Origin of the sequence: Micromonospora sp. NPDC047465, assembly GCF_040643125.1 — a bacterium.
Taxonomy (GTDB): Bacteria; Actinomycetota; Actinomycetes; order Mycobacteriales; family Micromonosporaceae; genus Micromonospora.
The window spans coordinates 58931-81812 of sequence record NZ_JBEYTP010000032.1 but is presented as its reverse complement, the minus strand read 5'-3'; the positions used below and the strand labels follow the sequence as shown (position 1 = coordinate 81812).

Genomic DNA, 22882 nt, shown 5'->3' with positions numbered 1-22882 from the left:
GGGATCGAGGCGGACCGTCCAGGTGAGGCCGTCCACGCCCGGCGCCCGCCGCCCGGCGGGACGGTCCGCCGGGCCACGGGGGTGCGCGACGCCGCGCTCAGCATCCCGCGGGACGGCCCGCGTGGTGGAATACCGGGTACGCCCACAGCGGTTCGCCGTCGGCGTCGGCGATCTCGGCGAACAGGTGCGCCAGGGACCGGGTCCAGCGGGCCTGCACGGCGGACGCGCCGGTGACCCGCCGGGCGTACGGGTGACCGTGCCGGGTCCGCAGCACGCAGATCAGCAGCAGCCCGTGCCGGTAGATGTGGTAGTCGTAGATGCCGGCGTCGTCGAGCAACGCCGACATCTCCGGCCAGATCTCGGCGTGCCGGCGCTCGTACTCCCGCTCCGCCCCCGGGCGCAGCCGGTAGAGGTGGCACAGCTGGACCCCGGGCCCGGACTCCCCCGGCCCGGCCGCCCCGTCCGCACCGGAAACCTCCACCGGCGGGCTCACTTGCCGGAGCCGGCCAGCGCGCCGGCCACCAGCTGCCGCTGGAAGACCAGATAGACGATCAGCACCGGCAGCAGCGCGACGATCAGACCGGCGCTGACCAGCGGCACCGACACGTCGTACTGGCCGCTGAGCAGGGAGACACCGACCATCAACGTCTTGCTGTCCGAGCCGCCCATGATGACCAGGGGCAGCAGCAGGTCGTTCCACATCCAGACGAAGTTGAAGATGGCCAGCGCGGCCAGCGCCGGGGTCGCGATCGGCGCCAACAGGCGGAACAGGATGGTGAAGTGGCCGGCGCCGTCCACCCTGGCCGCCTCGATCAGCTCGTCGGGCACCTGCTGGAAGTAACCGGCCAGCTGGTACGTGCCCAACGGCAGGCCGAACGCCGCGTACGCCAGGATCAGGCCCTGGTACTGCCCGGACATGCCCAGGTCCAGCACGGTCTGGTACAGCGGATAGATGATCGCCTGGCTGGGGATGGTCAACGTGACGATGATCAGCAGGAAGACCAGCTTGCCGCCCCGGAAGCGCAGCTTGGTCACCGCGTACGCGACCAGCAGCGCGGCCAGCACCGACAGCACCAGCCCACCGGCGGTGGTGATCAGGGAGTTCAGCAGCAGCCGCGGCATGTCCATCCGGCGGAACGCCTCGAGGTAGTTCTCCAGGGTCACGCCGGCGGGCAGGCCCAGCGGGTCCCGCGCGAAGCCCGTCTGCGTCTTCAGCGAGCTGACGATGGTGAACAGCAACGGGTAGACCGCCGCGACCGCGACGACCACCAGCGCGAAGGTCAACAGGTAACGCCCCAGCCGGGCGGTGGCACGCCGGTTCATCGCGACTTGCGGGTCCCCTCTGTGAACATGTGCCGCACGCTGAGGATCGACAGCAGGGCGACGAAGACGAACAGGGCGATGCCGATGGCGGAGCCGTACCCCCGGTCGAGGAACTGGAAGGTGGTGAGGAAGACCAGGTACTCGGGGAGCATGGTGGCGTCCCCCGGCCCGCCCTGGGTCAGCGCGTAGATCAGCGGGAACAGCCAGATCAGCACGCCGGAGGCGCACAGCACGCTCCAGTAGGCGACGGTGGGCCGCAGCATCGGCACGACCACCGAGAACAGCCGCCGCCAGAATTTCGCCCCGTCGAGATAGGCGGCCTCGAGGACCTCGTCGGGGATGGTGGCCAGGCCGGCGAGGTACGTCATCACGCCCAGGCCGAACAGGCTCCACAGGGCCACCGCGACGAGCGAGAACAGGGCGCTGTAGCGGCCGTTGAGCCACTCGAGGGCCAGGGGGTCCAGCCCGACCGAGCGCAGGAAGGCGTTGAGCGGCCCGTCCGGGGCGAGGATCTGCCGGAACATGATGCCGACGACGATCGGCGCGATGGTGTACGGGATGAAGTACACGGCGCGGAAGAACTTCCAGCCCGGGGCGCGCTGGTGGATGACCACCGCCAGGACCAGGGGCAGCACGACCCAGATCGGCAGCGTCGCCACCACGAGCAGCGCGTTGCGGAAACTGGAGCGCACCACCGGGTCGTCGAGCATCCGGGTGTAGTTGTCGGCGCCGGCGAAGGAACTGCCACCGAAACCGCTCGACGATTCGAGGCTGGTGACCACGCCCCGGCCGAGGGGCACGAACTTGAACGCGACGGCCAGGGCCAGCGCCGGCAGCACCAGGGCGGCGCCCAGCCACCACTCCCGGAGCCGCGCGGCGCGGGCCGGACGGCGTGCGGGCTCGGGCGGGCGGTCCGCGACCACCGGCTCCGACACCGGCGCGGTGGAGATGCTCATCGGGGGTTCCTCTTTCCGGGCGGGCCGGGCGGGGCGGCCGGGGCCACCCCGCCCGGGGCGACTACTTGTTCTGCTTCTTCGTCGGGCTGCGCTCCAGGGCCTGCTGCATCTGCTCGGCCCACTTGTCGACGGTGAGCTGGCCGAGGGTGACCTGCTGCCAGCCGCGGGCCAGCGCGTCGGCCTCCGGGCCGGAGAGCATCACCCCGGCGTGCAGGGTCGGCTCCGCCACCAGTTCCTGGATCTTCTGGAAGGCCGGCGAGGAGGGCAGCAGGGCCTTGTCGACGTTCTTGTTCAGCGGCTGGCCCTTGGCGTGCTTGACCCACAGCTCGCCGTTCTCCTTGCCGGCGAGCCAGGTGATGAACGCCAGGCCGGCGTCCTTCTTCTTGCTCCACTGGGTCACCCCGTAGACGGCGCCCTCGATGCCGGAGAACTTCTGCGCCAGCGGCGCCGTCGGGTTGGCCGCCGGCCAGCGGGTCACGCCGAGCTTGTCGTCGCCGAGGGCCTTGCCGAACGCCTCCCAGTTCACCGCGTCCGAGATGATCGTCCCGGCGAAGGCGGCGCCGCCGCGCTGGAAGATGTCCGCCCCGTCGGGAAGCATCGTGATCGACGGCGCGTTCTTGTTCGCCCAGCCCTTGGTGGTGATCTCGGCCAGCTTCTCCAGCACCGAAACCAGCTTCGGGTCCTTCCAGGACAGGCTGCCCGCGAGCAACCCGCGGATGTCGTCCTCGCTCAGGTAGCTGCGGGCGATCTCCGGGAAGTCCCAGTAGGCCGGGAACGTGCCGGACAGGCCCAGGGCGAGGCAGGTCTTCCCCGTCTTGGCGACCGCGTCGCAGGCCGCGCCGAACTCGTCCCAGGTCGCCGGGGGCCGCTCCGGGTCCAGCCCGGCGGCCTTCAGCACGTCCTTGTTGTAGTAGAGGACGTTGCCCTGGTACGAGAAGGGCACGCCGTAGCAGGGCTTGCTGGTGTCGAAGCCCTCGCAGGCTCCGCTGTAGGTGACGAGGTCCTTGTTGATCTCGGCGGCCTTGTCGCCCAGCGGCACGTACGCACCGCGCCGGTCGAACAGCTCCAGGCCGGCGTTGTTGGCCATCACGTCCGGCCCCGACTGCGAGGTGATGTACGGGCCCTGCACCTCGGGGTACTTGTCGAACGGCACCGACTGCATCTCGAGCTTGATGTCCGGGTGGCTGGCCTCGAAGCTGGTCTTGACCTGCTTCCAGTACTCGGTGCCGCCCGGCTCCCAGGTCAGCACCTTCAGGGTGACCGGGCCGCCCGCGGCGTCGTCGCCACCGCAGCCGGTCAGCAGCGCGGCGGCGGCAACGCCCGCGGCGACGAGACCGGCCAATCTACGTCGATTCATCGGCAGAAGCTCCTGTCAGCGAGGGGGATGAGGGATGCGGCGGACGGCGCCGTCGGCGGCGGCGCTGTCGACCACGGCGGCGGCGATCTGGACCACGTGCAGTCCGTCGGCCAGGGGAACGACCGGGGAGACGTCGCTGCCGTCGACCTGGCGGAGGAAGTGCCGGAGTTCGGCGGCGAGCGCGCCGCCGCCGTCGACCGGGGAGAGCAGCCAGTCCGGTGCCTCGGTCTGCTCGGCCTGCACCAGCACCGTGGGATGTCCGAGGTCGACGTGACCGACCCCGCCGGTGCCGTACACCTCGACCAGGTCGGAGGTGTGGTTGGGGGTGTGTTCGGGCAGGAGATAGCTGTTGCGGATCGACGACACGACGTCGTTGGCGTGTCGGAGCTCCGCCCAGACCAGGACCGGCGTCGCCGATCCCGGTAGGGTCCGGGCCGCCGCGCGCACCTCGACCACCGGCGCTGCCGCGTACCAGAGCGCGAGGTCGATGTCGTGCACCGCGGTCAGCAGTGCGGGATGGTCGTTCGGGAAGAGCCGGGTCAGGGAGCGGGGGCGGTCCCGGCGCGAGGAGACGGCCAGCACCCGGCCCAGGCGGCCCTCGCGGACCGCGTCGTGCAGCGCCCGGTGGGCGGGGCTGTGCCGCAGGATGTGCCCCGGCTGGCAGAGCACCCCGTGCGCCTCGGCGGCCGCGACGATCGCCGTGGCGTCGGCGACCGTCGCGGCCAGCGGCTTTTCGACCAGCACGGGAATCCCGGCGGCGATCAGTGCGACCGCGACGGCGCGGTGCGCCGGCCCGGGCACGCACACGGAGGCGACATCCGGCGCCGCCTGCGCGAGCAGGGCCGCGACGGAATCGAACGTACGCGGGATGCCGTGCTGGGCGGCGACCCGCTCCCGGGTGGCGGTGTCCGGGTCGACCAGCGCGTCCACCCGGACACCGAGCGACCGGTACGCGGCGACGTGCCGGGTGCCGAACGCGCCCGCCCCGACTACGGCCACCCGCGGCCGGGCGCTCACCGGGCCACCGCCTCGGCCGGCGTCGCCGCGGTGCCCGCGCCGGCGACCGGGGCCGGTGCCTTCCCCGCGAGCCGACCGTCGAGGACCGCCCGGGTGAGGCGCTCCAGGGCGGCGACCCCGGTCGCGAGGCACCGCTCGTCGACGTCGAACGCGCCGGAGTGCAGCGGCGCGCCACCGCGTTCGCCGGTGACCCCGAGCTTGACGTACAGGCTCGGGCCGAGCGCGCCCAGCAGGGCGAAGTCGTCGGTGGTCAGGGGCGGTACCGGCAGGTCGACGACGTCGACGTGCCCCGACAGCTCGGCGTGCGCGAGAGCCACCACCTCCGGGGCGTTGCGCACCGGCGGCATCTCGTTGGCCCAGGTGAACCGTACGCCGAGGTCGAGCGCGGCGGCCTGCTGGCGGGCGACGCGTTCGATGACCTCCTTCAGCCGCTCCCGGACGACGGGGTCGTGGGTACGCAGCGTCCCGGTGGCCTCGGCCCGCTCGGCGACCTGGCTCTGGCTCGCTCCCCCGGCGATCGTGCCGATGTTGAAGGCGACCAGTTCGTCGGGGTTGCGGGACCGGGAGACGGCGGCGTGCAACGTGGACACCATGGCGGTCAGGCCGAGGATGGCGTCCCGGCCCAGCGCCGGGGTGGCGGCGTGCGCGGCCCGCCCGAGCACCTCGACGCGGAACGCGTCCTTGGCCGCCATCGCGGTCGCCCGGTCGATCCCCACCGCTCCCGCCGGCAGGTCGGGCCAGCAGTGCAGCCCGAGCACGGCGTCGAACCGGCGGTCGCGGAACGCCTCGTCGGCCAGGACCGCGGCGGCTCCCGAGTCGGCGCCGAACGGGATCTCCTCGGCCGGCTGGAACAGCACCGTCACTGCGCCCCGGGCGGGTGGGTCCGCGGCGAGCCGGGCGGCGACCCCGTAGGCGACGGTCATGTGCACGTCGTGCCCACAGGCGTGGCACACGCCCGGATTGCGGGACGCGTACGGCTCCTGCTTGCTGTCCTGCACGGGATAGGCGTCCATATCGGCCCGAAGAAGGACCGTCGGCCCCGGGGCACCACCGTCGATCTCCAGGACCACGCCGGTGTCGGCAATTCCGGTGCGAATCCGGCCGAGTGGCCCGAGCAAGCGCTCCAGGGTAGCTGCGGTCTGCCGCTCCGTGAACCGCAGCTCGGGGTGCCGGTGAAGCTGACGCCGCAGCCGTACCAGCTCATCAACCTCGTCGCCTGGCAGCGTCACCCGGCTCACTCCTCGCTCGCGCCAACGTAATCCGGACCTAATTGAGACAAGAACCTAAGTCAGGGGTGTCTCCGCGTCAATGGCCAGGCGAAATTTGAGTTAGGGTCCGAACCATGCAACGCGCCGACGCCCACCTGCACCTGTTCGCCGCCGGCTACCCCGGCCGCTACGGCCGCTCCCCCGCCGGCGGCGACGAACTGGCCGTCTACCAAGGCTTACGCCGCGAACACGGCATCGTCCGGTCGCTGGTGATCGGCTACGAAGGCGAGGCGGGCTTCGCCGGGAACAACCGCCACCTGGCCTCCCTCGCCGCCGCGCACGACTGGATCGCGCCGGTCGCCTACGTCCCACCAAATGGACCAACCGACGGAGACTCGCTCGACCGCTGGTGGTCGGCGGGCTTCGTGGGCATCGCCGCCTACCTGGCCGAACCGACCTCGGCGGACCGCTTCAGCGACTGGCTGGCGCGCAACACGGCGGCACTGAACAGCACCGCCGCGCTGCTCAGCCTGAACGCCACACCCGCCGCGACCGACCGGCTCGGCCCGGCCCTCGCCGCCCTGGACGGGTGCACGATCCTGTTCAGCCACCTCGGGCTGCCCGGCACGCAGCCCGTGGTGCCCACCGGCGACGAGGCACGGGAGATCCTCACGCCCCTCACCCACCTGGCACGGCTACCCCACGTCGGAGTCAAGATCTCCGGGCTGTACGCCGTCAGCGAGCCCTCCCACGGCTACCCGCACGAGGCGGCACGACCGTTCGTCGAGCTGCTCCTGACGCACTTCGGCACCCGACGCCTGTACTGGGGTTCGGACTTCCCGCCCAGCCTCGACCACGTGTCGTTCGCACAGACCCTGCACCCGGTCGGCCTCGACGAACTCTCCGCCGCCGAACGGGACGACGTCCTCGGCGCCAACCTCCTGCGCGCCCTGGACCAGCGCACCGGCGCGGCGCCCACCGGCCGCCCCGCCGCCGACCGCCAGATGTAGAACCAGAACGGTCCGCACATCCCGGAGAAACGCACTCCATCATTCCGTCAGGAGCTCCCACCCGCTTCCGGGGCCGGCCGGCGAGTGGCACCGTGCGGATAGACATGCACATGTGCCCATGTCATTGGCGCCCGGTTTCCGGGCGGCTCGGGGAGGTGTGGTGACCACTACTGACGAGGAAGGCGCGGCCGGCGGGGTCAAGGTGCGCGAGGTGGTCCGGGACGTGGTGGCCTCGGTCGCCCCGGAGGAGTTGCCTCTGGTGGACGGGCTGGTCGCGTTCGACGACGCCACGGTGGTACGGCGGTTGGGCACCCGGGGCAGGCGGCGTGAGCCGTTGGGTTTCGGGTGGGGCGAGGTCGTGGCGTTGGCGACCCCGGTGGTGTGGCTGGTCGTGCAGCAGCTCGCCGACCGGGCTGCCGCTTCGGCCGTGGATGGCGCGGCCAAGGGGACGAGAGCCATGCTGCGCAAGGTCTTTCGCCGGCGGGCCGCGCCCGTGGAGATCCCCGCGTTGACCCGCGAGCAACTCGGCGACGTACGGCAGCGAGTGTTGGAGGTCGCCGTGCAGCGCGGCCTGGACGACGAGCGGGCCACGGCGATCGCCGACGCGCTGGTGACCCGGCTGGCGCTGACCGCGCCGGCGACACCCGTGCCGGAGCCCGTGAGCCCGGACAGGCCCGGGCCCGCGGACAGGGCGTGATGGTCGCCGAGCCTGCCCGGTCGCGGGTCGACGAGCGGGCGATGGGTGCCGGCACGACCGTGCGGTTCGCGCTGCTGGTGGTCTTGCTGCTGGTGAGCAGCGCGACCATGACGGCCAACGTCACCGCGTGGCTCTCCGACACCGACAGCGTGGAGGGCTTCGCCTGCCTGCTCGCCACCGGGATGGATCCCAACGATGCCTACAGCGCGGCCGGCGAGGCCAGCTTCATGGCCAACGTGGATGCCTACGAGGCGTGCATCGCCCGCCATGAGCGACCGCTGCCGTGGTGGATCCGCCTGGCGTGGCCGGCTCTGCTGGTGGTGTTGGCCAGCGTGCTGTTCTGGTGCCTGCATCTCTGGAAGGCGCGGCGTGGCCGGGTCGTCCCGCTGACGGCGATCGACCGTGACGGCGAGATCCTGCGCACCGTGGAGAGTCTGGCGGCGTCGGCTGGTCTGGCCCGTACGCCGAATGTCGTCGTGGATCCGGCGGCGGCCTCGACCGGGGCGGTGGTGTTCGGCCGCAACCGCCGGCCGACGGTGTGCCTGCACGGTGGCCTGCTCGCCCGCAGGGCCACCGATCCGGAGGCGTTCCGGGCGGTGCTGCTGCACGAGTTCGCCCACATCCGCAACGGCGACGTCACCCTCGCCTACGCCACCGTCGCGGTGTGGCGGGTGTTCCTGGCAGTGGTGCTCCTCCCCTACGTCGTGTGGTGGATCATCGCGTTCCCGGGTGGGCCGTGGTCGCCGGAGTGGCCCGGTGCGGTGCCGTTCGCGACACGTAGCCTCGTGCTGGCGGCCTCCCTGGTGGCGCTGATCTATCTCGCGCGGTCGGACGTGTTGCGCAGCCGGGAGATCTACGCCGATCTGGCCGCGGCGCGATGGGGTGCCGACCCCCGCCCCTGGGCGGTGGCGACCCCGGGCCCGCCCGAGGGGAGACTGAGGCGGCTGGGCGCCTCGTTCGTCGAGCTGTGGCGCACCCATCCGCGATGGGACCTGCGCCGAGAGGCGCTGGACGATCCGGCGGTGCTGTTCGGTCTGCGGTCGCTGCCGATGTTCCTGACCGGGGTCGCCGCGACTCTGATCAACTCCCAGGTGCGGTTGTACCTGAGCATGTCCGATCTGACCCGCCCGTGGCTCGGCCAGGTGGCGGCTGTCGCGGCGGCGGGGCTGGTCACCGGGCTGGTGGGGGTCGCCCTGTGGCGTGCCGTGGCCCATGCCGTGCTCACCGGGCGGCGTGTGCCCTCCGGCCTGCGGGCAGGGCTGTGGCTGGGAACGGGGATGATGGCCGGCGAGCTGGTGCTGAACGACATCGTGCTCACCGAGTGGCTGCCCCAACGCCCCGCGATCCTGGTGCTGGTGGTTCTCGCCGGGACGGCGTTCACCTGGTGGGTCGCGCAGTGCGCCCACCTGTGGCTCAGGGCATGGCCGGGCCGGACGATCCGGCCGGTGATGCTGGCGGGGTTGGCATCCGCGTGCCTTGTGTTGTCGGCATGGTTCACGTGGTGGCGCGAGTGGGGCTCTCAGTACCTGAACGGGCCGGTGTTCGACACGCGTGCGCTGCTGGAGCGCGACTACCCCGGCGAGGTGACCGACCATCCTGCCGCGGCCAGCGTGATCGGCATCGTCCACCCGCTGTTGCACAGCCTGGACCAGCCCCTCGTCCTACCGATGGTCGCGGCCCTGTGGGCCGTGCCGCTGCTGGCCTGGACGAGCCGACGGGCTACGGCCACGCTCCGCTGGGTGCCCGGCGCGCTGCGGGAGCCGGCCGCGGTGGAGCCACCTGTGGAGCTGCCGCCGCTGCGAGGGATGCTCGGAGTCGCGGCGCTGGGCGGGGTGTCGGGCTGGGTGGCCGTCGCGGGCGCGGCGGCGTACATGCATTCCTGGCAACCACCGCGTGGGCAGCGGGGTGGCCTGTACCTCTGGATCTACGAGGGCTGGGTGTTGGTGGCCCTGGTGACGGCGGCCACGGCAGCCGCCGTCGCCGCGAGCGTGGTCGCGAGTCGCCACCGGCTGCTCATCGCGATCATCACCGCCGAGCTCGCGGCGTTGATCGGCCTCTGCGGGTGGTTCGTCCTCCTGTCGTTCGACGGGTGCGTTCCGCTGCTGAACACCCTGGCGTCGTCCTGCCAGTGGCGTCCTGCCGCGGCCTGGCCGCTGGTCCAGCTTCTCGTGGGCCAGGTTCTCGTGGTCGCCGCGGTCACGGCCGTCATCGCGGCCGCAACCGTTTCCGCGATCCGCCGGGTGTGGACACCCGGAGGGCACCACGCCGCCGAGGCGCGTCCGGCGAGGGAAGGACGGGGCGGGCTGGTCGCCCGACGGCTGTGCGTCGGTGTGTTGTGCGCCGCCGCGGTGGGGGTCACCGTGCTGGAGGAAGCGAGCCTGCTGGACATGAAGGGTTCCTCGAAACGTGAGGCCGCGGCCAACGTGCAGCTCATGGTGCCCGTTGGTGAGCCGCCGGCGGTGTCCGCCGAGACAAGAGCCATGCAGGTGCTCGCGTGGAAGAACCTCGGCGCAGGGGACCTGGTGAGGCGCTACGCCGTCGCCCTCGAACGCCTCGGTACGGCACAGATCCAGGCCGCGGACGCCGCAGACGCCGCGAACAGCGCACGCGCCGAGATCGACCCGGCCACGTTCCGGCCGATCTGTGCCGACATCGGTCAGGTCGCGCGGGACGCCGACCGCTACTTCCGGGTGCCCGACCCTCAGGGCCAGGTGCTCTGGCGCAGGTTCATCGAACAAGGGGCAAAGGGTAGTCAGGAGTGCCAACAATCGCTGGACCAGGGGGATGCCGCCCTCTTCGCGGCATCAAACGACAGCATCGCCAAGGCCAGCGACGCCCTCACGTCGCTGCTCGACCGGACCGACGTGGTGCTGCGAGACGGCGGCCTGAAGCGCCCGTGACAGCGCCGGGCGGCGACGCGAGCGCCGCCCGGCCACGGAACACGGCAGCTCCTCAGTGCGCTGCCACGACCACCGCCGCCGGTTCCAGTTCGGCGAGCCGGGACGGCCGCACCACCACGAGCAGGACCACCATCGCCGCCACCATGCCACCCGCGACCACGAGGGCCATGGCGACCGCGCCCGTGCCCAGCACGCCCACCAGGGGCGCGGCCAGCGCGCCGACGCCGAACTGCACCGCGCCGAGCAGGGCCGATGCGGTACCGGCCGCTTCCCCGTGCCGGGACAGGGCCAGGGCCGGCGCGTTCGGCATCGCAAGCCCCGCCGCGGCGAGCACCACCCACAACGACGCCAGCAGGCTCGGCAGACCGCCGAGCCCCGTCGCGGCGAAGGCGAGCAGCGCCACACCGGCGCCCGTTCCCACAGCCAGGGCGACGACGAGGATCCGCTGCGGCGAATAGCGGCGCAGCAGCCGTACGTTGAACTGCGTCGCCGCGATCAGCCCCACCGCGCCCGCGCCGAAGGCCAGCCCGAACTGCTGCTCGTTCAGCCCGTACTGCTCCTGCAGGACGAACGACGACCCGGCCACGTAGGCGAACAAGGCCGCCATGGCGAGCCCGGCGACCAGGACGAGGCCCACGAACGTGCGGTCCCGCAGCAGCGAGCCGTACACGACAACCGTCGCGACCACCCCGCCGCGCTGGCGCCGGTCTGCCGGCAGCGTCTCGCGCAGCCCGAGCGCGGCGACCACGACGAGCAGCACCCCGAGGACGGCCAGGGCCACGAACACGCCGCGCCAGTCCGTCCAGCGCAGCAGCCCGCCGCCGAGGGTCGGGGCGAGGATCGGCGCCGCCCCCATGACCAGCAGCAGCCGGGAGAGCAGCGTGGCGAAGGCCGCGCCGCTGAACAGGTCGCGGACCACGGCCATCGCGACCACCGAGGCCGCCGCCACGCCGAGGCCCTGCACCACCCGCAACACACCGAGTACCGCGATGTTCGGTGCGAGGACGCAGAGCACCGACGCCACGACGTGCAGCGCGATACCGGCGATCAGCGGCACGCGCCGCCCGACGGCGTCGGACAGCGGGCCGATCAGCAACTGGCCGACGGCGAGGCCCGCCAGCGTGCCGGTGAGGGTGAGTTGGACCGCCGCCGACGTGGTCTGGAAGTCCGCGACGATCGCGGGCAGCGCGGGCAGGTACATGTCGATGGTCAGCGGACCCACCGCGATCAGCGACCCGAGCACGAGGATGAGCCGCAGGCGTTGCCTTGCGCTCATCAGGTCACCCGGCGTCCCCGAGGCAGCGGGACCAGCGGGAGTATCGACGGTAGCGGTCATCGGATCGTTTCCGACCGGTCGACCCGCAGCCGCGGGGACTGTGCAGAAGTCATAACTGGCTCCAAACCCCGGTCCGGTGATCTCATTCCCCCGCGGGCCGGGACGCAACGGAGATCACACTGCGGCCTCTTGATCGGCGGCCAGCCAGCAGTGACCGGACGCCGCCTGCCAGTTGAACGAACGCGGCCGGCGGGACGGACCGGTTCAGAACGTGTGCAGGTCCAGGGTGATCCCGTCCGATCCCCCGGAATGGCTCACCGCGACCCAGTCGTCTCCGGCGCCAGCGAGCCAACCGGGGTAATGGCCGAGTTGGCGGCCGGTCGGCACGTCGTAGACGATCACGAACGGCCGGCCGGCCGTCGCAGCGCTGACCGCCACGAGCCGTCCGGTCACGGTCGACCGCCAACTCGCCGACCCACCGGAGAGCCCCGGATCCGGCGCGGTCCACCGCGATGCGCCGGTGGTCATGTCGAGCAGCTCCAGCTCACCCTCGTCGGCGTTGCGCCGCACCAGCACCGACCGGTCGTCCCCGTCGATCGGTACGCCGGAGGTGGCACCCTCCCACTCCGCCTTGCCGTTGCGCAGGTCCACCAACTGTGGCCGGCCGGTCGCGCTGACCGCGACGAGCCGGGTGCCGGCCCCGATCAGGACCAGCCCGCTCTGATGGTTCGTCAACCGCCTGACGCACTCACCATCCTCGTTACGCCCGCTGAAGACCTCACCGGACCAGCCTCTGGCACCGGTTGCCGCGTTGACGGTGTCGATGCTGACGGTGCACTGCCGATCGCCCCGGGGTGGATCGTTGTCGGTGGTCACCAGCAGGTCGCCTGCGACGAAGCCGTACCAGGCCCGGCTCGGCAACCGCCCGGCCCCAGCCTTGCCGGTGGTGGTCGCGACTGCCGTGTAGGTAGGGGCGGACGCGCTCAGCCGCACCGCCACGTACCGGCCGGTGGGCGGGGCATACGGAATACGCGCACCGAGCGCGACGTCGGTCACCCGGGCGAACCGGTCGGCGGCCAGTTTCCAGAGCTGACGGCCGTCCCGGACGTCCCGGGCGATGACCACGCACTTCGCCGACTGCCCTGTGCCCACGCACTCCTTGTTGTAGACGACCTGTTGCTGGACGATGACGTCCTGGGTGTCCTCGGCCCGCCAGCGGGTGGCGCCGGTGACCGCGTCGAGCACCTCCAGCGGTCCTCCGTCGCTGGCGCTCGCGACTATCAGACCGTCGGTGACCGCGTACTGATAGCTCGTCGGGAACGGATGGCGCCACCGGTCCTGCCCGGTGGACCGGTCCACCGCCCGGAGTTCCCGCTCGCCGGGCACGACGATCAGCTGGCCGATCTGCGCCAGCTGATCGACGAGCCGGGTGACCGACACCGACCAGACCGGGTCGGGGCCTTCCTGCCCCGGCCGGCTGCCCCGGCCCCGTAGGGTCTCCTGGCTCACCTCGACCTGCGGCGCAGGCCGCTCCGGCGGCTCCGTTCGAGGCCCGGCGCACGCGGCGAGCCCGAGGACCAGGCTCAGGGCCGTTCCGGCGAGGCTCCATCGAGGCGGGCGGTACGACGGTGACAACGGTCTCTCCCTCAATCGGCGGCGAAGGCCCCACCGTAGGACCCGCCCGCACCCCGAGAAGGCGTGACGCCGGAACTACCGGAAGATGGCGCGGTCGGGGTGCCGACGGTTGGCGCGCAGGGCGGCCAGCACCACGCCCGGTGCGGCCAGCGACCTCGGATGCGCACGCATGGAAACGACCTCGTTGAACCGCCGCGCGACCGCCACGTCCGTGACGGTCGCCGTCACGATCTGCCGGCTGATCCAACTCGAGAACCGGTGGCCGCGCGGGTAGGGGCCGTCGACGTGCGGCAGGGCCAGGTCGGCGGAGGTGGACGTCGACCACGCGGCGTCGACCACGACCCTCTGCCAGTCGAAGAACCGGCGCGCGGGCAGGGCCGGATCCGGCCGTGACCGCAGGTACACCGACAGGCAGGCCGCGTGCAGGGCCGCCGCGGTCATCCCCTGCCCGTACACCGGGTTGAACGACGCGACCGCGTCGCCGACGCTCACCAGCCGGGCCGGGAACCGCTTGAGCGCGTGGAAGTCCCGCCGCCGGCTGTCGGCATGGCGGTAGGTCCGGACGTCGCCGAGCATCTCGTTCCCGGCGACGTCACCGAACTCCGGCGGGAACTGGTCCCGCAGCCGCCGCACGAAATCCTCGGCGGTGCTTCCCGGGCGGTTGTCGCCGTACCCGGCCATCATCGCCATCCACCGGCCGTCCTCGACGGCGAAGACCGCGGCGCCGGCCACGTCCGGCGACGTTCCCGGACTGTGCAGCGCCATGACGACCGTGAGGTCCGGATCCGTCTCCGGGCGCCGGAACAGGGCCGTCGCGTAGTTCAGGTCCACGGTCATCCGTCGCGTGACGGGGCGGTCCCAGCCGGCATGCTCCAGCCACTCGGACAGCCTGCTCGAACGCCCCATGGCGTCCACCACGAAGTCACCGCTCTCGACGCCGGGCACCCCGCCGACGTCGCAGCGGACGCCGGTGGCCGCGCCACCGTCGAACACGAGACCCGTGGCGCGGGCCACGACCGTCTTGACGTTGGGCAGTCGAAGCACCTGCTGACGGATCAGCCCCTCCAGCAGCGGTCGGGTGCCCGCCAGGCTGTCGGCGTCGTCGGGCACGACAACCTTCAGCCGGCCGTCGAGGTAGGCGCGTCTGGTCCTGGGGGGAGCCTCGATCGCTCCCTGGGCCAGTGCTTGGTCGCGGAAGCCGGGAAACAGGCGTTCGAGCTGGAGGAAGCCACCGGGCAGAAGCGCGTGCAACTGCGTCCCCTGTGGCACGCCCCGCCGACCGCCGGTCAGATGCAGGTCGTCCCGGTCGACGACGACGACGCTCTCCGCGTGGTCGGACAACACCCGGGCGGCCAGCAGCCCGGCGACACTGCCGCCGACCACGACGGCCCTGCCCAGGACCGGAGACTGCCGGGCGGCTGGTCGCACGGCGTTCAACGCGGCGAAGACCTTCGCCGGGGAGAGGGGCATCGTGCCCTCCAAGGGGGTACGAGAGGTGCCGCGCACGCGCCTGCCGAGCGGGCTACGCGTACGCGGCCCACGGGGCGGACCGGCCGACATGACGCTCGTCGATCGTCGCACAGGCAGCGGGCGCTGCCCCGGCAGGTCGCCCACCAACCGGTCCTCGGTGCGCCTGCGCGACCATGACGAACGCGTGCCCGGGTCGGGGCGCGGGCGTCACCGCCACCAGGAGCGCGGCGGGAACCGCAGGATCCGGTCGTCGCCTGCCGCGGGAACGCCCCGGCCGTCACGGTTGCTGGTCGTCACCCACAGGGAGCCGTCCGGTGCGTACGCGACGGCGCGCAGCCGACCGTAGGTGCCGACGAGTTGCGCGGTGGGCGTGCCGGCCCCGTCGAGCGGTACGACCCACAGCCGGGCGCCGCGCAGGGCCGCGACGTAGAGCGTCCTGCCCACGATCACCGCGCCGCTAGGCGACGCCTCGGCGGGCGTCCACGTCACGATCGGGTCGCGGAAGCGCGGGTCGTCGGCCACTCCCTCCACCACCGGCCAGCCGTAGTTGCCGCCCGGCACGATGCGGTTGACCTCGTCGAAGCGGCTCGAACCGAACTCGGTCGCGTAGAGCCGGCCCCGCCAGTCCCAGGCCAGGCCCTGCACGTTGCGGTGACCGAGGCTGTAGACCAGGGACCCGGCGGTCGGATTGCTCCACGGCACGCTGCCGTCCGACCGCATACGCAGGATCTTGCCGTTGCGGTGCGACGGGTCCTGGGCGGTGGCCGGTTGCCCGGCGTCGCCGACGCCCGCGTAGAGCATCCCGTCGGGGCCGAACGCGATGCGCCCGCCGTTGTGCGCGCCGGACCGGGCGAGCCCGGTGAGGATCGGCTGCTGGACCTGCGGCGCGGTGAGCCGGAAGCGGACGATCCGGTTGTCGACGCCGGAGGTGAAGTACACGTACACGAATCCGTCGGTGCGGTAGCGGGGCGAGACGGCCAACCCGAGCAGGCCGGCCTCGCCCGTCGCGACGACCCCCGAGATCTGCGCGACCTGCTGCGGGGCCGACCCACGGCGTACCCGCAGGACCCGCCCGCTGTTCCGCTCGGTGACGAGCGCGCTGCCGTCGGGCAGGAAGTCCAGCCCCCACGGCGCTTCGAGGCCGGTGGCGACGGTCTCCGGTCGGGTGAAGTCGAATCCGCTCCAGCCGAGTCCGCGCTCGCCGGTGGGCCCGTTAGCGGTCGCCGTGGCGGGCGGCCCGGCGACGCTGACGCAGACGACGAGGGCGATACCGGCGACAAGGCTGCGTCTTCTCATGGCGTACCCCGGGTCTTCGACACACGCCAGTTGATGCCGGCGTCGCCCGCCAGGGACAGGCGAGCGCGAGACCACTGTCCTCGTCCCGCCGTCTCGGGGCCGTCACCGCGGCGCCCGCCCCGGAGACGCCGCATGGGCGTCCGGCAGGCGACGCACCTGGACCGACCCGAACCCGCGGCGCGCGGTCTCGCTCGGCCGTCCGCAAGGTTATCCGGCCCGGCTATTTCACCTTGCGGGTCGACCGGACCACGATGGCGTCGTATTCGGGGTGCTTCTCCAGCCATCCGCTGAGGAACGGGCAGATCGGGACCACTGTCCGGCCTCGGACGCGGGCGTCGTCCATCACCGCACGGGCCAGGGTCGATCCCACACCCTGACCCTCGAACTCCGGGTCGACCTTGGTGTGGGTGTAGGCGATGATGCTGCCGGTCAGCTGGTAGGTGACGATGCCGGCCAGCGCTCCGGTCTCGTCCCGCGCCTCGAAGCGCTCCCGCTCCGGCGCGTCTGTCACGGTGAACTGCACCCCGCCATCCAACCACGGAGCAGTCCACGGACCGGTCGGGGTCGCCGGGTGTGCCCGGCGGCCCCGACCAGCGGGTCAGTGGAGCATGACGGGGACCTTCTCCGGCTCCGCCTGCTGGTCGTCGAGCAGGTGCGACGGCTTGCGCCGACGGGGCAGGAACGCGGCCGGAATGAACGTGGCCACCACCAGCGCGAACGCGATCCAGAACGTGTTCGCGAACGCACCGGCGGCGAAGTCGAGGCCGCGGTCGATCAGCGACGGGTCGACGGGGAACTGCTGGGCCAGCTCCGGCTGCTGTTGGACGGCGGTGGCAAGGCCGGCTTCGGTGACCGGCTCGCCGCTCGGGTCGGTCAGGCCGGGGATCGGTCGCGAGCCGTTCAGCTCGTTGGTGAGGATCACCGACATCACCGCGGCGCCGACGGATCCGCCGATCTGCTGGAGGATGTTGACCAGCGTGGAACCGCGGGCGACCTCCTGGGCGTTCAGGGTCTTCAGCGCCGAGGTCATGATCGGCATCATGGTGCCGCCCATGCCGAGGCCCATGACGAACAGCGACCCGCAGAGCAACCAGTACGACGTGTCGGCGTCGAGCTGGGTGAAGGTGAAGAACCCGGCGGCGATGAGCACCAGCGCGAACGGCACGGTGCGACCGACGGGCACCCGGTCGGCCAGCATCCCGGCCACCGGCATCGTCATCATCGCGCCGATGCCCTGCGGCGCTATCAGCAGGCCAGCGGCCAGCGTCGACTCGCCGCGGACCAGCAGGAAGTAGCTCGGGAACAGAATGCCGGCGCCCATGAACGCGATGATGAACACGAACATGGTCACCGACGCGATGGTCAGGTTGCGGTTGGCGAACAGCCGCAGGTCGAGCAGGGGGTGCCGGGGCTTGAAGGAGTAGAGGACGAACGCGACGACGAGCGCTCCGCCGACCAGCATGGGCGCCCACACCTCGGGGTCGGTGAAGGTGCCGGCCTCGGGCAGCGTGGAGACGCCGTAGAGGAACAGGGCGAGGCCTGGCGAGAGCATCAGCATGCCGACGAAGTCGAACGACTCGGACGGCTCGGGGGCGTCCTTCGGCAGCGCCAGCGCGGCGTAGACGAGCGCGATGGCACCGATCGGCAGGTTGATCAGGAAGATCCAGTGCCAGCTCGCCGTGTCGATCAACCAGCCGCCGAGGATCGGGCCTCCGATGGGCCCGAGCAGCATCGGGATGCCGAGGACGGCCATCAGCCGGCCGATGCGGTTAGGTCCGGCCGCCCGGGTCATGATCGTCATGCCGATCGGCATGAGCATGCCGCCGCCAAGGCCCTGCAGCACGCGGTAGCCGATCAGCTGCCCGATCGTGTCGGCTGTGGCGCACAGCACGGACCCGATCGTGAACAGGGCCAGCGCGACCATGTAGAGGCGTTTGGTGCCGAACCGGTCGGCGGCCCAGCCGCTGAGCGGGATCACCGTGGCCAGCGCGAGCGTGTAGGCGGTCATCGTCCAGGCGACCTCGGCGTAGGTCGCGTCGAATTCGCGCTGGAAGGTCGGCAGGGCGACGCTGACGACCGTCACGTCCAGGATCGACATGATCGCGCCGAGGACGACGACCCCTGCCACCTTGAGGACCGCTCCGTCGAGCTTGTCCGAGGTCGCGATGGATTGCTGTGTCACAAAGTCTCCTGATCCCCGTTGGGGCCAGCGGGAGCTGGCCAGGCGCCGGTTCCGGTAGGCACGGCCCGGCGCGCGCTGTCACGTGCGCAGCGATGTCCGCGGGCAGACTAACGACCGGCAGTGACATTCGGCTTCCGGATTTCCGGCTGTCGAGGCCGACGTCACTCCGCACAAGTCGCGCCGAAAGGCCCAGCCCCGGAAGTTGAAAGTGGTCCCGCTATGCCGTCGGGCGGGGCGCGCCCGGCGCGGGACCCAGCGCCGCGAGTTGGATCTGCAACGCCAACCGCGTACGCGGCGACTCCAGATCGACGGCGACGACCTCGGCGAGGCGGCGCATGCGGTACCGGAGCGTGTTGGGGTGCACGTGCAACTGCCGGGCGGCCCGCTTCGGGTCGCCCTGCTGCTCCAGCCAGGCCGCGATCGTGGCGACGTAGTCGGTGCCGTGCTGCCGGTCATGGGCGACGAGGTCCGGCAGCGGCCCGCCGACCAGCAGGTCGGCGCTCGGCACGGCGCGGACCACGCGGTGCACGACCACCTCCGCCCACTGGTCCTCGAACCGCAGCACCGGTCCCCGCTGCCGGGCCGGGCCGTGCAGCGCGAGCAGCTCCGCCGCCTCGGCCCGGGAGCGCGGCAGGTCCGTCAGGTTCCTGGCGACGCCGCCGGACGCGGCGTACAGCCCCGGGTCGTGCACCGCGATGTCGCGGATCAGCCGCTCCATCCAGCGCCGGGAACCGGGCGACTCGCCGTCGTCGACCAGGACGGCGAACAGGACGTCGCCGACGTCCGCGATCAGCGGTTGGCGCCACCCGTGGCGACGGGTGATCGACTCCCACATGGCCAGGTTGTCCACCATCTCCCCCGTGCCGCCGTGCGCGCCGAGCCCGACGACCCGCCACGGGCCCTCGGGCAGCGCCAACTCCTCCCGGCCCATCCGACCGGGCGCCCGCAGGGCGGCCCGCAGCCGGTCGGCCGACACCCGGCGCGCGACGTCGGCCTGCACCCGCAGGCGGAGCAGGTGCAGCGCCAGCACGGACGCCGCGCCCTGGAGGTCGCGCAGCCGCGCGGCGGGGACCGGGCCCTCGACGACGGCCCAGATCGAGCCGAGCAGCTCGCCCCCGGCCCGGATCGGGATGATGAGCCGGGGCAGCGTCCCGTCGGGCCCCTGCGGCACGAAGATCAGCTCGCTGCCGGTCGCCAGTTTGCGGAAGACGCCCCGGGAGCGGAAGTGCGCGACCACATTGCCGGGGGCGCGCCGCCCGACGATCGTCGAGACGCGCGCCGGGTCGGTGCGGTCCTGACGTGACGAGTACGCCAGCACCCGGGACTGGGCGTCCTCGATCGTCACCGGCGCGTCGACCACGGCGGCGGTCGCGTCGGCGAGGGCGAACAGCTCGTCGTACACCCCGGTCTCCCCGGTGTCGGCCGGGCCGGGCGCGACGGCCCGGTCGATCACCCCGCGCAGCAGCCAGACGAGCTGGGCCCACGAACCGTGGCTCTGCAGCTCGACCAGGGTCAGCCGCCGCTCGGCGGCGGCCGCCGTCACGGCGGGGTGCCCGGCCAGCGGAGGCTTGAGCACGAGGCCGGCGGCCCCCGCTTCGGCGTAGCGTGCGACGACGGCGAGCGCCTGCTCCGGGGTGCCGATGCCCGCACCGAGCACGAGGTCGCCGCTCTGGCCGCTCGTGGCCTCGTCGACCTCGGCGAGGGTCACGTCGCGGACCTCGGCCTCGTCGGCGGGTACGACGACCTTCAGCAACGCGGCGCCGACCGCGTCCACCACGCCAGCCACGGTGATCACGAACAGATTGTGCCTCGTCCTTGTTCGCTCCGGCCAATCGTCGGGACAAGCCTTGGCCTGCCGGAACAATGACGTACCGGCGGGTCGGGGACAGGATGGGCGCGATCCCGGTCGCCCCGAAGGAGAGACCGGTTGCCCTGAAGGAGAGAAACCGATGCCCCCCATCGAGTCCGCCCCCGCCCCCCAGCGCGTCGCCGTCGTCGGCGCGGGGATGGTCGGGCTGGCCACCGCCTGGTTCCTGCAGGAACGGGGCGTCCAGGTCACCGTGCTCGACCGTACCGGCGTGGCGGCGGGCGCGTCGTGGGGCAACGCCGGCTGGCTCACCCCCGGCATCACCACTCCCCTGCCGGAGCCGGCGGTGCTGCGCTACGGGCTACGGGCCGTCCTGAGCCCGTCGTCGCCGGTCTACGTGCCGCCGCGCGCCGACGCCCGGCTCCTGCGGTTCCTGACCGGCTTCGCCCGGCACAGCACCCCGTCGAAGTGGCGCACCGCGATGCGGGCGTTCGTCCCGATGAACCGGCGCGCGTTGGAGTCGTTCGACGCGCTGGCCGCCGGCGGGGTCGGGGCGATGACGCACGAGGCGAAGTCGTTCATGGCCGCGTACCGGACCGAGGCCGAGCGGTCGGTCCTGCTGGACGAGCTGGCGCACATCCACTCCGCCGGCCAGGCGATCGAGTTCGACGTCCTGACCGGGGCCGAGGCGCGCGAGGTGGAGCCGTCGCTGTCGGACAACGTCGGCGCCGCCATCCGCCTGCACGACCAGCGGTACATCAACCCCGGGCAGTACGTGCACGCGCTCGCCGACTCCGTCCGCGCCCGCGGCGCGTCGATCGTCGCCGGCGCCGACGTCACCGACATCCGCGACGAGGGCACCGGGGTCCGGGTGGTCACCTCCGCCGGCACGGACGAGCGCTACGACGCGGTGGTGCTGGCAACCGGCACCTGGCTCGGTGAGCTGGGTCGGCGCTTCGGCGTCCGGACCGTCGTGCAGGCCGGCCGCGGGTACAGCTTCAGCGTCGCGATCGAGCACATGCCGGCCGGTCCGGTCTACTTCCCCGCGCAGCGCGTCGCCTGCACGCCCCTCGGGGACCGGCTGCGCGTCGCCGGGATGATGGAGTTCCGCAGGGCCGAGGCGCCGCTCGACCGGCGCCGCATCTCCGCCATCGCCGAGGCCGCGCGGCCGCTGCTGCGGGGCGCCGACCTCGACGCCCGCGCCGACGAGTGGGTGGGCGCGCGGCCCTGCACCCCCGACGGCCTGCCCCTGATCGGCCGGACCCGCTCGCCGCGCGTCTTCGCCGCCGGCGGCCACGGCATGTGGGGCATCACCCTCGGCCCGCTCACCGGCGAACTGCTCGCCGAGCAGATCACCGGCGGTGGGCAGCCCGTGGAGCTGCGCCCCTTCGACCCGCTGCGCTGACCGGCGCCGCCCAGGGCCGGCCGGCTCGGCCCGGCCCACCCCGGCAGAACGTCGCCGGCCCGCCGACCAGGAACCACGGTCGGCGGGCCGCGCCGCATTCCGGCAAGCCTCGCCGTCGTGAGCTTCACCGCCCACGCCCGCCAGGTCCGCGATCCGGCCCTGCCGCACCGGCGCCGGGTGTCGGCGCTGCGGTCCTGCGTAGCTTCGCCGCTGTGCCGCCGCGCGCGGCGCCGCCAGCGCCGTCGCCGCCAAGCGCCGTGGCCGGCGCAGCCCGGGCCCGGACGACCCGAATCCGCACCACCGGCGCGGTTACTGGTACGGCGCCGGCCTACTTCCGTGCGCGGGACCTGCTGCGGGTCGCCCGGTTCATGGAGATCGCGGCGGAGGCCGCGTAGGTCCCCGCGTCGTCTGATCGTGGTCTACCGGCCGTGGAGCCGGCGCCAGGACGGCGCTCCGGCCTTCGGCCACTTGTCTTCGAAAGGTACGCCGGCGGGGGTGGCGGTGTGTGTGCCGTGGGGGGCCTGCTGGTGGGGTTCAGGCCGGCAGGTGGTGCAGTACCGGGCGGACGGCAGGTGCGCCAAGTGCTCGATGGGGATGTCGCCGTGGCACCCTTCGCAGGTGCCGTAGTGGCCCTGTTCCAGGTAGTGCAGTGCCCGGGCGATGTCGCCCAGCGCCCGCCGGGTGGCGGCGGTCAACGCGGAGGCGGCCTCGACGTCGGCGCCGTCGGCGCGCATCCGGCGGGCCTGCCGGTCCAGCAGCGCCAGCTGGGTGCTGTGCCGCTCGTACTGCTCCTCCAGGACGATCCGCAGTACGCCCAACTCGTCCTGCCTGCTCACGACGTACACGATCGGGGTGCCTTCCTGCTCGGGACGAAAAGAAAGGGCGGAGCGCTGATGCGCTCCGCCCGCCGGTGCCGGACATGTGGATGTCGGGCCGGGTGGCGGCGGGCGGCGCTGGCCGGGCGCCCGCCGGATCGGCGGCGCGACGATCGGCGCGACCGTGCCCCGGCGGAGGCGGGCGACCACCGACACGACGAGGTGACGCAGGGTCGTGTCGGCGACGAGGCGGGTCCGCGCGTTCGTCGACGGCGCCGCTGCCGCGGGGACCGGACGCGAGTGCGCAGCGGCGGCCCGCGGCCCCGACGAGCGGGGCTGCCCGGACAGGCCGCAGAGGATCACGGCGTCACCATAGACCGGCTGCCCGCGTATCGGCCACCACCTGCGGCGGCGGCCACAACGCCGGGCCGCGGGGACCTTCGGCGGACGGGTGGCGGGCGGTCCTCGGCCGCCGGGACGGTCGGCTATCACGCCGCGGAACCAGGCGGCCCGGTTTCGCCGTTCGCG

Annotated in this window: 18 protein-coding genes; 4 read left to right on the top strand and 14 right to left on the bottom strand. The window is 72.7% G+C overall.

What is annotated here, in order from left to right:
* Positions 1-97: 97 nt before the first annotated feature.
* From ABZ793_RS25195 to ABZ793_RS25170, 6 genes are all read right to left on the bottom strand, one after another.
* The gene (locus tag ABZ793_RS25195) at positions 98-481 is read right to left on the bottom strand and encodes an L-rhamnose mutarotase (protein WP_357461655.1); all 384 of its coding nucleotides are present in this window, start codon (positions 479-481) and stop codon (positions 98-100) included.
* A gap of 8 nt (positions 482-489) precedes the next feature.
* Positions 490-1323 (bottom strand): carbohydrate ABC transporter permease, encoded by an 834-nt coding sequence (locus ABZ793_RS25190; RefSeq protein ID WP_357461653.1) that lies wholly within the window; start codon positions 1321-1323, stop codon positions 490-492.
* Positions 1320-2279, bottom strand: coding sequence for a sugar ABC transporter permease (locus ABZ793_RS25185; RefSeq protein WP_357461651.1), 960 nt, complete (start codon positions 2277-2279; stop codon positions 1320-1322). The genes ABZ793_RS25190 and ABZ793_RS25185 overlap by 4 nt, the downstream gene beginning before the upstream one ends.
* Before the next feature lie 61 nt (positions 2280-2340).
* Positions 2341-3636: an extracellular solute-binding protein gene (locus tag ABZ793_RS25180; RefSeq protein ID WP_350711949.1), complete on the bottom strand. Its 1296-nt coding sequence runs from the start codon at positions 3634-3636 to the stop codon at positions 2341-2343.
* A 15-nt stretch (positions 3637-3651) separates the two neighbouring features.
* Positions 3652-4653, bottom strand: a complete 1002-nt coding sequence (locus ABZ793_RS25175) for a Gfo/Idh/MocA family oxidoreductase (RefSeq protein WP_357461649.1) — start codon at positions 4651-4653, stop codon at positions 3652-3654.
* Positions 4650-5882, bottom strand: a complete 1233-nt coding sequence (locus ABZ793_RS25170; protein ID WP_357461647.1) for a M20 family metallopeptidase — start codon at positions 5880-5882, stop codon at positions 4650-4652. The genes ABZ793_RS25175 and ABZ793_RS25170 overlap by 4 nt, the downstream gene beginning before the upstream one ends.
* 113 nt (positions 5883-5995) lie before the next feature.
* On the opposite strand from ABZ793_RS25170, the gene ABZ793_RS25165 reads away from it, so the two are divergent.
* The 3 genes from ABZ793_RS25165 (at position 5996) to ABZ793_RS25155 (ending at position 10468) form a co-directional block, all read left to right on the top strand.
* A complete protein-coding gene (locus ABZ793_RS25165) occupies positions 5996-6871 on the top strand; it encodes an amidohydrolase family protein (RefSeq protein WP_357461645.1) in 876 nt (291 codons plus the stop codon).
* Positions 6872-7031: 160 nt separating this feature from the next.
* A complete protein-coding gene (locus ABZ793_RS25160; protein WP_357461643.1) occupies positions 7032-7568 on the top strand; it encodes a hypothetical protein in 537 nt (178 codons plus the stop codon).
* On the top strand, positions 7568-10468 hold the full coding sequence (locus ABZ793_RS25155; protein ID WP_357461641.1) for a M48 family metalloprotease: 2901 nt from the start codon (positions 7568-7570) through the stop codon (positions 10466-10468). Before ABZ793_RS25160 ends, ABZ793_RS25155 begins: the two co-directional genes overlap by 1 nt.
* A 52-nt stretch (positions 10469-10520) precedes the next feature.
* On the opposite strand, the gene ABZ793_RS25150 is transcribed toward ABZ793_RS25155, so the two are convergent.
* The 7 genes from ABZ793_RS25150 to ABZ793_RS25120 form a co-directional block, all read right to left on the bottom strand.
* Positions 10521-11744: a multidrug effflux MFS transporter gene (locus ABZ793_RS25150; RefSeq protein WP_357461639.1), complete on the bottom strand. Its 1224-nt coding sequence runs from the start codon at positions 11742-11744 to the stop codon at positions 10521-10523.
* Between the two features lie 264 nt (positions 11745-12008).
* A complete protein-coding gene (locus ABZ793_RS25145; RefSeq protein ID WP_357461637.1) occupies positions 12009-13253 on the bottom strand; it encodes a PQQ-binding-like beta-propeller repeat protein in 1245 nt (414 codons plus the stop codon).
* A 201-nt stretch (positions 13254-13454) separates the two neighbouring features.
* The gene (locus tag ABZ793_RS25140) at positions 13455-14849 is read right to left on the bottom strand and encodes an FAD-dependent oxidoreductase (protein WP_357461635.1); all 1395 of its coding nucleotides are present in this window, start codon (positions 14847-14849) and stop codon (positions 13455-13457) included.
* A 207-nt stretch (positions 14850-15056) separates the two neighbouring features.
* Positions 15057-16145, bottom strand: a complete 1089-nt coding sequence (locus tag ABZ793_RS25135) for a PQQ-dependent sugar dehydrogenase (RefSeq protein ID WP_357461633.1) — start codon at positions 16143-16145, stop codon at positions 15057-15059.
* A gap of 220 nt (positions 16146-16365) precedes the next feature.
* Positions 16366-16680 carry a GNAT family N-acetyltransferase gene (locus ABZ793_RS25130; RefSeq protein WP_357461631.1) on the bottom strand — a complete coding sequence of 105 codons (315 nt, stop codon included), beginning with the start codon at positions 16678-16680 and terminating at the stop codon, positions 16366-16368.
* Between the two features lie 63 nt (positions 16681-16743).
* Positions 16744-18327, bottom strand: a complete 1584-nt coding sequence (locus ABZ793_RS25125) for a DHA2 family efflux MFS transporter permease subunit (protein WP_357461629.1) — start codon at positions 18325-18327, stop codon at positions 16744-16746.
* A gap of 217 nt (positions 18328-18544) precedes the next feature.
* The gene (locus ABZ793_RS25120) at positions 18545-20122 is read right to left on the bottom strand and encodes a helix-turn-helix domain-containing protein (protein ID WP_357461627.1); all 1578 of its coding nucleotides are present in this window, start codon (positions 20120-20122) and stop codon (positions 18545-18547) included.
* 154 nt (positions 20123-20276) lie between these two features.
* Here ABZ793_RS25120 and ABZ793_RS25115 point away from each other — a divergent pair, with 154 nt between their 5' ends.
* Positions 20277-21539 (top strand): FAD-dependent oxidoreductase, encoded by a 1263-nt coding sequence (locus ABZ793_RS25115; RefSeq protein WP_357461625.1) that lies wholly within the window; start codon positions 20277-20279, stop codon positions 21537-21539.
* 419 nt (positions 21540-21958) lie between these two features.
* Here the strand turns inward: ABZ793_RS25115 and ABZ793_RS25110 are convergent, their stop codons facing one another.
* Complete coding sequence (locus ABZ793_RS25110) at positions 21959-22375, bottom strand: hypothetical protein (RefSeq protein WP_357461623.1); 417 nt, start codon at positions 22373-22375, stop codon at positions 21959-21961.
* Positions 22376-22882: the final 507 nt, after the last annotated feature.